Origin of the sequence: Myroides odoratimimus (genome assembly GCF_001485415.1) — a bacterium.
Lineage (GTDB): Bacteria > Bacteroidota > Bacteroidia > Flavobacteriales > Flavobacteriaceae > Flavobacterium > Flavobacterium odoratimimum.
The window spans coordinates 129,107-141,363 of sequence record NZ_BCMQ01000004.1 but is presented as its reverse complement, the minus strand read 5'-3'; the positions used below and the strand labels follow the sequence as shown (position 1 = coordinate 141,363).

Below are 12,257 nucleotides of genomic sequence, written 5' to 3'. Positions count from 1 at the left end.
AATTTTAATTCGTAAGTTCTGACAAAAACGTAACCTTTAAAGACGATTGATAATTACTATTTGGACCAACAAGGTTACCTACCATATTCTTAAATTTATTAGCATTTGGTCCAGCATAAACATTACTAGCAAAAGTATTAACCGTATATTTCTCCCCTCTCTTTACATTAACATAATATATACCTACGGCAGTCACAGCTTTGTTTCCATCACCAGGCACAACCATATAAGGAGAAATAGCACAATACTCTCTAGAAATCTCTTTTTTAGTAGAGTCAGTGATTATAGTCTCGAAGAGTGCATCTGTAGCCCCTTGTAAAGTAGCATTACCTGGTTGATAAGTAACATAGGCTACCATTAAATATTCTAAAAACAAAACTCCATCTTCTAAAGCAGTATATTCAAAATCTAGATCCTTCATTTGCACACTTTGCTGATATGGAACTTCTATACTTGATTTTGTCCTAAAGTATCCTACTAAGTTAGTAAGACGTGTAGGTGTCTTTTTAGAATAAATTTTAGTCCACTTTTTTTCACTAGACCAAAAATAAACCCCTTCTGTAAGATCACCTGTCACATTAGTATTATACACCGTTACACCTACATCTAGACTAGTATCTGATAACGGTTTAGGCGAATTCAAACTAACTAGTTTCACTCGATTAAACAACATCCCTTTATCTGTAGAGCCTAAAGTTAACTCCGCATTAGGGTTAGGTAAAGTAGTGTTTATCCCCTGCTGTGCAAAGAGAGAAACACTCATAAAACAATAAAACAATATATATTTATAAAATCTCATATCAATTCTCTTTTTATATTATAAACTTAATTCTGATAAGAAAGTAACCTTCATAGATGAATATACTTTTTTACCTCCAATACTAAGTGTGCCTAACGTAGGTTTTGCAACATTGTAAAAATTCCCAGCCCAATACTCTTCGCCTATATGACTTATATTATATGTTTTTCCTTTCACTACAGGGATAGAAAAGTTAGAAATCCCTACAGTTATTTTGCCTGGTTCATTTACAGTAGCAACAAAAGGAGACATTGTAGTAACACCGTTAAAGACCTCAGCCCCTGTCTCATCTACTATATTAGTAAACAAATAGGTATTACCCGCAATAACTACAGATCCTCCTGCCATAGTACTATATATACTTAGATCTAAAAAAAGTGTACCATTCTCTTCAGCCTTATATACATAATTCAACTCGTCTATTGGTACCTTAATCTCGTAATCTGGTAAGAGATATTCCTTAGTTGTTTTCTTAAACGCAAGGAAGTTCATATCTCGCGTAGGAACATACTTAATGTATAAACGAGACCAGCCGTTACTAGAGTGCCAAAAATAGTATCCCTCTACTAGGTTTTTAGTTGGGTCTACAGTAGTGTTATACACTAATGTACCTGCAACCATGTTTTCCTTTTTTAGAGGAGCCGCAGATAATACATCTTGTAATTGCACCCTATTAGGAAGCATCCCCTTATTCTCTGACCCTAATGTTAAATCTGTATTTTGATTAGGTAATTTAACACCTATACTCGATTGACTGAATACAGATGTGCTGATTAATAAAAAAGTAATTAATAATATTCTCATAGCAGTACTTTGTAATTATGTTAAAAAACAAATATTAAATACAAATTTAACAAAAAAACAAATACAAAACACGTCAAATAAACATATAGAGAAATAAATTTTAAAAAACACAATATATTAGGATAATCAATAATATTTTAACAAAAAAAAGATTTTATAAAAACATAATTGCTTCTAAACATCTTTTTAATCAAATACTAAATTAACTATTAAAATAAGTAGTTAAAGGTACCTTTAATCTATTACTAGCATTCACTTTTTTAAAAAGCAAAAATTGTATACACTGAAATGATTTATTTTGGCAATTGCTCTAACTTCTGTAATAATGCTCTAGACAGTAAAATAAAACCGTATTACTCTTTCACCAAAGATAAAATCTCTTCTCTAAGCACATCACTATTAGGATATGCAGCTTTAGAATTCACTAATTTTCCTTCCTTATTATATAGGATATAACGTGGTATTTCTGTCAAATTTAATTCTTCATAGAAAGAATGCTCAGGGTAGTTCATAGCCAAAACATTATGCCTACCAATAGGTAATCCTATTTTATTATAAGCAGTAGCCCAAGCTCTCTTATCACTATCAATCGAAATGTAAACAAATACCACTGGTTCTTGTTCTAACACCTCTTTTAAAACTTTGGAATAGGGCATCATCTGAAGACAAGGACCACACCACGAAGCCCAAAAATCAATTACAATAACTTGACCTTTACTCTCTTTTACTATGTCTGTTAATGAAATTGTATTGTTATTAGAATCCAGCAGCAGAACACTTTTATCATCCGATACACTATTCAACCTACCACCATACTTCTGCTGTATTACAGACAATGCTTTGTCATTTTTTACATTAACCTTCAGCTTCTCATATAGAAGTTCTAATTCTTTCTTTAAAATTCCATTATTTACTATTTGTTCGAAATAATACAGAAGTAGATACTCCTTGACCACTTTGCTAAACTCAGTACTTATTATTATTTTATTAAAAGCATCTTCGTAATCAATTACAAAAGGAACCTGAGGATCAGGAACTTTTATATCGTAATAATATTGTACATAGTTCTCTAAGAAAAAGCGATAAGCTCCTGACACTAATAAATCATCACGTCTCAAATCCTCTGTACCTATGCTATTAAAATCATAGGTATCTTTATAAGTATTGATTCTATAATAGTAATTACTATAAAATAGTACATCATACATTCGTTGTGATAACTGATTTACTTGTTTAAGAGAATCTAGAGTTGAATATACATCATGATAATAGTTATCTTCTTCTACTAGATATCTCTTTTCATCCTCAGTAGAGCGATTCCTGCCATATCTATTTCTAAACAAGATTTGTTCTAAAGGTTGTTTACTATATAAGTATTGCTGAATATTTATCTCCTCAAGATTTTCTTTTCTATGTCGAATATCAACTAAAGGTAGATTATCAACATATCTGACATCTATAGTATCCCCTCGTTGAAAATTATAAAATAAATTCTGTTTAATACCCTTACCATTAGATAGGTAATAGTTAAAATACACTTCTTGATCCTTAACAGTAATCACAATCGTATCTCCTTTTAAATAGTTGTTTACCGCATAGTTCTTTACTTGCAAGCTATCTTTATCAAAATATATAATTGCATTACTCTTTAAACGATTACTACTCCAGTCTATCTCTTGAGGCTCAAATACAAACACAATTTGTTTGGCTTCTGCAACAGAAGATTTAATATTCCTGTTCTTATCTAAACAGCCTGTCATAATCCCTCCAATAAGCACTAGGGTTACTAAAAATAAGTACTGCACAATGTTTGTCTTCATAATCAACTAAGTAAAAACTAAATTTAATAAAAAAAGCAGCATCCATCTCTGAATACTGCTTAATATAGAAAAGTCTAAACAATTTACTGAACTCTAATCGTAACAGGTAGCGTAAACTGAGAACGAACTGCCTTTCCTTTATTCAGGGCAGGTTTCCATTTTGGCATTCTCTTTAAGACTCTAATAGCCTCTTGTCCTACTCCATATCCAGGATCTCTCATCACTTTGATATCTGTTAGACTACCGTCTTTCTCTACTATAAAAGACATAATAACTTTTACTTCCTTCACACTAGCATCCAAATCTGGTGTTCTAAATGAACCCACAAATCGGCTGCTAAATTTAGCCATTGTCTCATAAGGTTCTGCTTTAGTAGATACTCCTATATACACTGTCGTATCTTCTAGCGCTTCTCCTGCTGTAGCGTCACTAGAATCCACCACTTCATCCGGATTATCTGTTCTAGCTTCATCAATAGCAATTACCCCATCTGGATCTGCATCTAGATTATGTGCGCCTGGATTAGCATCTATAAACTCATCTACTGTAGGGGCTACTGTAGTAACCTCATTCGCATCTGCTGCCTCGAACTCGCGAAACTCTACTTCTTTAGTCTTGCTTAATACTGTTTCTACCTTGTTGGCAGGGAGTTCTACGATTGGCTCCTCCTTAGGCGTAAAGATTTCTTCTTCTACTGCTGTAGGTTTAATAACTTCATCAATAATCACTACAACCGAACCTGGATCATTACTTGCAAATAAATTAGAGATCACTGTAGGAACAATAAATACGGCACTAAAGAGAAACATTCCTGCTACTAAGGATAAAACGGTGGTACGCGAACTGTTTTTGCGCAAATTATACGCTCCATACGCCTTATTGCGGTGCTCAAAGACGATATCCAACCAATCTTTTCTAAACAAATCATTCTTTGCCATAATTATTTATTTTAAATGTTAAACAATAGGCTGTTGGATTATTCGAATACCAACAGCTAAATCAATCTACAGCTGCTCTCATACTGTATTAAAAAATTAATATTAAACTAAAGTATATGACTAATATACAAATTATAAACGAAAATAATACACATTTATTATTTTAAGGATTTATTTTTCTTAAATAAACATTAACAGAAGTTGTTTCTAGCCTAGTTCATAGTTCGTATTGCTATTCTTTCAGACAATACTTTTATACTTGAGAAGTAAGTCCCTACTCCCTCCGTTATTTTGTGCTAATTAACGGACTTACTACGGACTCATAACGGACTCACTACGGACTCATTCAAAAGAAAAAGTGTCTCGTCCTACTATAACGATACAGTTATAACTAATCATACTAACGAGTGAAAACACAAAAAAAGAGCTACTTCGGATAAAGTAGCTCTTTAAATTTTTAGGTTTTATATATCAAATAGTGATCACCAATCTAGTACCCGAAGGGACTTGCTTATTCCATACATGCTCGATATCTTCTATCGCATGTGCTTCGGTCTGGATGTGCAGTTTATTATTCGATGCTAATAAAAACATCTCTGGTAGTATAACTTTATTAAATACAATGAGCTCTTCTGGTGAAAGACTTCCAAAACCAGAACCTAAAATCTCAATAGCCGAGCTTCTAAGTATGGCTGATGATAGCGCAATTTCTTTACCTGCCATATCACCTGCTGTAACGATCTTAGTAGTATGGGCAAGGTGAGTCATAGACTCTCCCTTTAATACCTCCATGATAAGCGAAATAGGTTTGCCCCATAAATAGTCAATTACAATATCGATAGGAGTCTCTTTGTGAATCGCACTTAATTGTTGTTTTATATTTTCGTCTGTATCTTTTAGATTGATCGTATGACTAGCTCCATAAGATTTTAATTCTTCTAGGAGTTTTTCATTTCTCCCTGTGACTATGATATGTTTAGCGCCATAGTGTTTTGCTATCTGTACTGCTACTTGACCTGTGAATCCCGTAGCTCCATTAAACAAGACTGTCTGTCCTGCTTCTAACTTCGCTCTAATCAGCAGTGGCATAGCTGATCCTAGTACGGCATTAGGTAATGCTGCAGCTGTCACATTATCTAATGTATGAGGAATAGGGGTATAATTATCTCCGATTATGGCTTGCTCTGCTAACATCCCTGTGATACCAAAACCATAAACTCTAGTCCCATCTTCTAATTCTCCTACTCCATCTGTCCCCACTACAGTAGGGAACTCTTTATAACTTGCATAGTGTTTTCCGCTTACTCTAGATTTATCTAGATTCTTTACCGCAGAAGCTTTGACCTTAATGATCCTATGCCCCTCTTCCACAGTGAGTATGGAGTCTATCTCTCCACATTTGGGTGTGCTACCCGATTTATATAATATTGCCGCTTTCATTGTTGTGTGTTATAATTTAGCTCTAAAAGTACTTATTTTTTTTGTCTTTTTTTGTGAAGGTGTTTTTTTGTGAAGATGTGAAGGTGTTATTTGTGAAGGTGTGAAGGTGTTATTTGTGAAGATGTGAGGGTGTTATTTGTGAAGGTGTGAAGGTGTTATTTGTGAAGATGTGAGGGTGTTTTTGTGTAGAGGTGTGAGAAAGCAAAATAACAAAACAACAAACTCACAAAATAACAAACTCGCAAAATCACAAAATCACAAAATCACAAAATCACAAAATCACAAAATCACAAACTCACAAACTCACAAAACAACGAAACAACAAACTCACAAAATCACAAACTCACAAAATCACAAACTCACAAAATCACAAACTCACAAAACAACGAAATAACAATTTCATAATAAACAATCCATGATCATGGAATATTTATTGATTAATCATTTATTGAACACAAAAAAGACATTCATGTTTATATACTACTTTGAACGCTTAGAAGTATGGAAGAACGCCAGAAGTTTAAGCAAGGACATACATATTCTTACTAATAGATTTCCAAAAGAAGAATTATTTGGTTTAGTATCTCAATTAAGACGTGCAACTTATAGTATACCAGCTAATATAGCAGAAGGAATGTCAAGAAACAGCAATAAAGAAAAGTTAAGGTTCTTAAATATCGCCTATTCTTCCGCTATGGAAGTTATTAATTTCTTAATACTTAGTTTAGATCTTGAGTTCTTAACTATAGAGGAATACAACTACACACGCGAGAAAATAGGACATATTACTAATCAGATATATGCTTTAAGCAAAAAAATTGGTGAATCGTGAAGGTGCTATTTTGTGGAGGTGCTATTTGTGAAGAGGTGAAGGTGTGAAGGTGTTTTTTTGTGAAGATGCTATTTGTGAAGAGGTAAGAAAGCAAACTCACAAAATAACAAACTCACAAAACAACAAACTCACAAAACAACGAAATAAAAAATTGCTAATCTCTATCGCAGAATGACAGATGTCCTTCTCATTGGTGAGATAAAATTGTATATTTGTTCCTTTGCCAAAAAATATGTCTAAAACAGAAGAAACAATAGAAGTACTAGGAGCTAGAGTTCACAATCTTAAAAATATAGATGTGTCTATCCCTCGCGAAAAACTGGTGGTTATCACAGGTTTATCCGGTTCGGGAAAATCATCTCTAGCCTTTGATACTATTTATGCAGAAGGCCAACGCCGATATATAGAGACTTTCTCTGCTTATGCTAGACAATTCTTAGGAGGACTAGAAAGACCTGATGTGGATAAGATAGACGGTCTGTCTCCTGTGATTGCTATCGAGCAGAAGACAACCAATAAAAGCCCAAGATCTACTGTAGGTACGATCACTGAGATATATGACTTTATGCGTTTGCTATACGCTAGAGCGGGTGAAGCGTATAGTTATAATACGGGCGAGAAAATGGTGAGTTACTCTGACGAGCAGATTCTAGACCTGATCATCAGTGAATATCAAGGTAAACGCATCAATATACTAGCCCCTGTAGTACGCGCTAGAAAGGGACATTATAGAGAGCTATTTGAACAAATAGCGAAACAAGGATTCTTAAAAGTGCGCATAGATGGAGAGATTAAAGACATCACTTCAGGTATGCGTGTGGATAGATATAAGACGCATGATATCGAAACAGTAATCGATAGAATAGCTATAGACGATACAGAACAGACTAAGCAACGCCTTACAGAAAGTATCAAAGTAGCCATGCACTATGGAGATGATATCATCATGGTATTAGAGCATGAAGGAGAGACAGCTCGTTTCTTTAGCCGTCACCTGATGTGTCCTACCACAGGTATCTCTTATTCTAAACCAGAACCTAATAATTTCTCTTTTAACTCTCCTAAGGGAGCGTGTCCATGCTGTAACGGATTAGGTACGATCAATGAGATAAATCAACTCAAGATCATCCCAGACCCTAAGATTTCTATTAAAGGTGGAGGACTTATTCCTCTAGGAACGGAGAAGAAATCTTGGATGTTCAAACAATTAGAGATTATCGCTGAGAAATACAATTTCTCTCTAAATGATCCTATAGAAAAGATTCCAGCAGAAGCCATGGATATTATTCTAAATGGTGGACAAGAGAGTTTCGCTGTAGTATCTAAAGTAGCGGGTATCACTAAGAACTATAAGATAGACTTCGAAGGTATCGTCAATTTCATCAAAAACCAATTTGAAGAAAGTGATAGTGCGACTATTAAAAGATGGGCGAAAGAGTTTATGGATGAAATCGACTGTCCTGAATGTAATGGTACTCGTCTTAAAAAAGAAGCACTCTATTTCAAAATAGGCGATCAGAATATCGGTGAGCTTATACAGATGGATGTGGAGACACTAATCAATTGGTTTAAAGAATTACCAAACAAATTATCAGAGAAACAAAAGAGTATTGGGTCTGAAGTATTAAAAGAAATCACTACTCGTCTATCTTTCTTGCAAGATGTTGGATTAACTTACTTATCTTTGAATAGAAGCTCTCGTACTTTATCAGGTGGAGAAGCGCAGCGAATCAGATTAGCGACTCAGATAGGTTCTCAGTTAGTAGGTGTATTATATATCTTGGATGAACCAAGTATCGGATTACATCAACGAGACAATGAAAGGTTGATCAAGTCACTAGAGTCACTAAGAGACATCGGTAACTCTGTCTTAGTAGTAGAACATGATAAGGATATGATCGAACGCGCAGATTACGTTATCGATATCGGTCCTAAAGCAGGTAAGAATGGAGGAAAGATAATAAGTGAAGGTACACCTGCTCAATTATTAAAAGAAGATACATTAACAGCTAATTACCTAAATGGTAAGCTTAAAATAGAAGTTCCTAAAAAACGCAGAAAAGGAAATGGTAAAACATTAAAGTTAGAAGGCGCAACAGGAAATAATTTAAAGGATGTGACCATAGAGATTCCTCTAGGGGCACTTACTTGTGTGACAGGAGTATCTGGGTCTGGTAAATCTACGTTAATCAACGGTACATTATACCCGATCTTAAACACACACTTCTTCCATGCAGTAGCAAAACCACAACCTTATAAAAAAATAGTAGGTTTAGAACATATTGACAAGGTGATTTCTATCGATCAAAGTCCGATAGGACGTACACCTAGATCTAACCCTGCTACTTATACAGATGTATTCTCTGATATAAGAAACTTATTTGCACAAGTACCAGAAGCGGCTATACGAGGGTATAAACCTGGTCGTTTTAGCTTTAATGTAAAAGGAGGGCGATGTGATACGTGTGAGGGGTCTGGAGTGCGTACCATAGAGATGGGGTTCTTACCTGATGTCTATGTAGAATGTGAAACATGTCAAGGAAAACGATTCAATAGAGAAACACTAGAGATTCGCTATAAAGGAAAGTCTATATCAGATATACTAGATATGACTGTAGCAGAAGCTGTAGGATTCTTTGAGAATATTCCGAAGATATATAGAAAGATTAAAACGATAAACGAAGTAGGACTTGGATACATCACCCTAGGTCAACAGAGTACTACTCTATCTGGAGGAGAGGCTCAACGTATCAAACTAGCGAGTGAGTTATCTAAGAAAGACACAGGTAATACGTTTTATATCTTAGACGAACCTACAACAGGTCTGCACTTCGAAGATATACGAGTGCTGATGGAGGTAATCAATAGATTAGTGGATAAAGGGAATTCTATCTTAATTATCGAACACAATCTAGATGTTATCAAAACAGCAGATTATATCATCGATGTAGGTTATGAAGGAGGTAGTCAAGGTGGTCAGATAGTTGCTAAAGGAACACCTGAAGAAATATGTAAAAATGAGAAAAGCTATACAGCTAAGTTTTTAAAAATGGAATTAAAAAATTAAGAATATGAAAGAAGCATTTGAAAGCGAAGAGGCTAAGATCCAAGACAAGTTCAAACAAAGATCTTGGAATGAGATTAAGACTAATGATTCATGGGGAATCTTTAAAATCATGTCTGAATTCGTTAATGGGTATGAGAAAATAGGTCGTATCGGGCCATGTGTGTCTATCTTTGGTTCTGCTAGAACGAAGACAGATGATCCTTACTATAAATTAGCAGAAGAAATTGCTTTTAAAGTAAGTAAAGCAGGTTACGGTATTATTACTGGTGGTGGTCCTGGTATCATGGAAGCTGGTAATAAAGGAGCTCACTTAGGTAAGGGAGTATCTGTAGGTCTAAACATAGAGCTACCTTTCGAGCAACACTTCAACCCATATATTGATAGCGATAAGAACTTACAGTTCGATTATTTCTTCGTACGTAAGGTAATGTTCGTTAAATATTCTCAAGGGTTTGTAGTTATGCCTGGAGGATTCGGTACGCTAGATGAATTATTCGAAGCGATCACATTGATCCAAACAAAAAAGATTGCTAAATTCCCTATTGTATTAGTAGGTAGCGCTTTCTGGGGTGGATTAATTGATTGGGTAAAAGATGTTCTTTTAGATAAATATCACAATATCTCTCCTGAAGATATGAACTTAATCAAGATCGTCGATTCAGCTGACGAAGTTGTAGAAGTAATTGATGCTTTCTACAAAAAATACAATTTGAAACCAAATTTCTAAAAAGTGTTTTAGATCCTGATAGAAAAGACTGTTATAGTGATATAACGGTCTTTTTTTGTATGTAAATCCGCGCGAACTGGTTGGACGTGATGTACGTACCTAATGCCGTAGGCAAACATTCGTAATTCCTAATTTGAAATTCGTAATTAAACGAAGGAACCACCCCGCCCTACGGGCACCCCTCCTAAGGAGCTACTCTTTATACATAAATTATTAAGCAGAGTATGTTGTTGAAAAGTGTGATTTAATAAAACTAATATATTGATTGCCAGTTGATTAATTTTGTTATTTGTTTGTTTTTTGTATCTTTATACATGAATATTAGTGAGATAGATTCCTTTTTTAAAGGAGCATTTAAAGATAAAAGGATAGATAAACGAGCAAATAAATTACTTAGTAGTATTGTTGAAAACAGTAGTGTAGTTATTAACAAAGCATGTAGTACTTTTAGCGAAAAAATAGGAGGATATAGAATGTTAAATAACGAACGAGCAAACGAGACTGATATAAAAGATCAAGTTTATAAAAAATGTGCTGAACAAATTAGTACAGATCATGTTCTGTGTATTGAAGATACTTCAGAGATTAATTATTCAGGTAAAGAAGGGCGAATTAATACAGATGATTCTGAATGGGGAATAGTTGGAAACAATAAAGATACAGGTGTTTTTTGCCACCCAACCCTTGTTGTAGATGCTCACAGTGGTATTCCATTAGGTTTCTCATCGATTAAATTGTGGAATCGACAAAGAGATAAGGAGGATAAAAACGAACGCAATTATAAGATTTTAAAGATTCTTATCGATGGATAGAGTCTGCTGAACTAAGTAAACAAAACATAACTGAAAGCACAAAAATTACAGTGATAGCAGATAGAGAATCTGATATTTATGAGTTTTTAGCAACAGTTCCTAATGATAGATGTGATGTATTGATTCGTTCATCAGCAAATAGAATTTTAGAAACAGAGGAAATGCGTCTACATGAAAAAATGTGTTCATTGCCGATTAAACATATTTATAATATCAAGGTACAAGGGAATCATAAACGCAAGAATAGGGAAGCTAAAATGGAGTTGCGTTATGACTCTGTAGAAATTAAATGTCCTCATAATTTAAAAGCAGATCAGCCGAAATCACTAACTGTTTCATGTGTTTATGTTGTTGAAAATTCTGAAACTGTTCCAAAAGGTGAATCACCAATTGAATGGCGTTTATTAACTACTCATGAAGTAGAAAGTAATGAAATAGCTATGCTTTGCGTAGAATGGTATAAACAAAGGTGGTATATAGAAGAAGTCTTTCGCTTAATCAAAAGTGAAGGTTTAAAAATCGAAAGTACTCAGTTAGAATCAGGAGCGGCTCTAAAAAAACTTATAATATTCGCATTGTTAGGAGCTTGGTAAATCATGATGGTTAAACTTTCTTATGATAAGAGCGATATTTCTGTTCCTGCAAAACGGGTTTTTACGGATCCACAAATAGAATTTCTACAGATTCTTTTAAAAACAGTTGAAGGAAAAACTGAAAAACAAAAGAATCCTTTTGATAAAGATACTCTTGCATGGACATCATGGATTATTGCTCGATTAGCTGGGTGGTCAGGCTATAAAAGTCAAGGTCCTCCAGGCTACATTACTATTAGAGATGGAATACAATGTTTTAATGCAAAATATCAGGTTTTTGAATTGCTTAGAGATGTGTATAAAGAGTAGCCTGTGGAGGGGTGCCTGAAAGGCGGGCTGGTTATCCTACTGCCGTAGGCAAACATTCCTAATTCGTAATTTTTAATTCGTAATTCCCCGAAGGGCAGCCATTTTTAATTCACAAA

Annotated in this window: 11 protein-coding genes; 6 read left to right on the top strand and 5 right to left on the bottom strand. The window is 34.5% G+C overall.

All coding sequences use genetic code 11. From position 1 onward, the window contains the following. Window positions 1-4: 4 nt before the first annotated feature. The 5 genes from MODO_RS05415 to MODO_RS05395 form a co-directional block, all read right to left on the bottom strand. Entirely contained in the window at window positions 5-799 is a 795-nt protein-coding gene (locus MODO_RS05415) for a phage tail-like protein (RefSeq protein ID WP_006261335.1), read from the bottom strand. A gap of 18 nt (window positions 800-817) precedes the next feature. Continuing rightward, window positions 818-1,603, bottom strand: a complete 786-nt coding sequence (locus MODO_RS05410; RefSeq protein ID WP_006261336.1) for a phage tail-like protein — start codon at window positions 1,601-1,603, stop codon at window positions 818-820. Window positions 1,604-1,956: 353 nt separating this feature from the next. Then, on the bottom strand, window positions 1,957-3,423 hold the full coding sequence (locus MODO_RS05405; RefSeq protein WP_059050866.1) for a TlpA family protein disulfide reductase: 1,467 nt from the start codon (window positions 3,421-3,423) through the stop codon (window positions 1,957-1,959). A gap of 83 nt (window positions 3,424-3,506) precedes the next feature. After that, entirely contained in the window at window positions 3,507-4,361 is an 855-nt protein-coding gene (locus MODO_RS05400; RefSeq protein ID WP_006263702.1) for an energy transducer TonB, read from the bottom strand. A gap of 471 nt (window positions 4,362-4,832) precedes the next feature. Beyond that, a complete protein-coding gene (locus tag MODO_RS05395) occupies window positions 4,833-5,801 on the bottom strand; it encodes a quinone oxidoreductase family protein (RefSeq protein WP_006265460.1) in 969 nt (322 codons plus the stop codon). Window positions 5,802-6,222: 421 nt separating this feature from the next. On the opposite strand from MODO_RS05395, the gene MODO_RS05390 reads away from it, so the two are divergent. The 6 genes from MODO_RS05390 to MODO_RS18985 all read left to right on the top strand — a co-directional run bounded on the left by MODO_RS05390 (window position 6,223) and on the right by MODO_RS18985 (window position 12,141). Continuing rightward, window positions 6,223-6,633 carry a four helix bundle protein gene (locus MODO_RS05390; RefSeq protein WP_006261341.1) on the top strand — a complete coding sequence of 137 codons (411 nt, stop codon included), beginning with the start codon at window positions 6,223-6,225 and terminating at the stop codon, window positions 6,631-6,633. 232 nt (window positions 6,634-6,865) lie between these two features. After that, complete coding sequence (uvrA, locus tag MODO_RS05385) at window positions 6,866-9,700, top strand: excinuclease ABC subunit UvrA (protein WP_059050864.1); 2,835 nt, start codon at window positions 6,866-6,868, stop codon at window positions 9,698-9,700. A 4-nt stretch (window positions 9,701-9,704) separates the two neighbouring features. Then, entirely contained in the window at window positions 9,705-10,427 is a 723-nt protein-coding gene (locus tag MODO_RS05380) for an LOG family protein (protein ID WP_006260044.1), read from the top strand. A 314-nt stretch (window positions 10,428-10,741) separates the two neighbouring features. Continuing rightward, entirely contained in the window at window positions 10,742-11,239 is a 498-nt protein-coding gene (locus MODO_RS18995) for a transposase DNA-binding-containing protein (RefSeq protein ID WP_059050862.1), read from the top strand. Beyond that, on the top strand, window positions 11,236-11,832 hold the full coding sequence (locus MODO_RS18990; RefSeq protein ID WP_081316886.1) for an IS4 family transposase: 597 nt from the start codon (window positions 11,236-11,238) through the stop codon (window positions 11,830-11,832). Before MODO_RS18995 ends, MODO_RS18990 begins: the two co-directional genes overlap by 4 nt. A 3-nt stretch (window positions 11,833-11,835) precedes the next feature. Next, window positions 11,836-12,141, top strand: coding sequence for a hypothetical protein (locus MODO_RS18985; RefSeq protein WP_059050857.1), 306 nt, complete (start codon window positions 11,836-11,838; stop codon window positions 12,139-12,141). Window positions 12,142-12,257 lie beyond the last annotated feature (116 nt).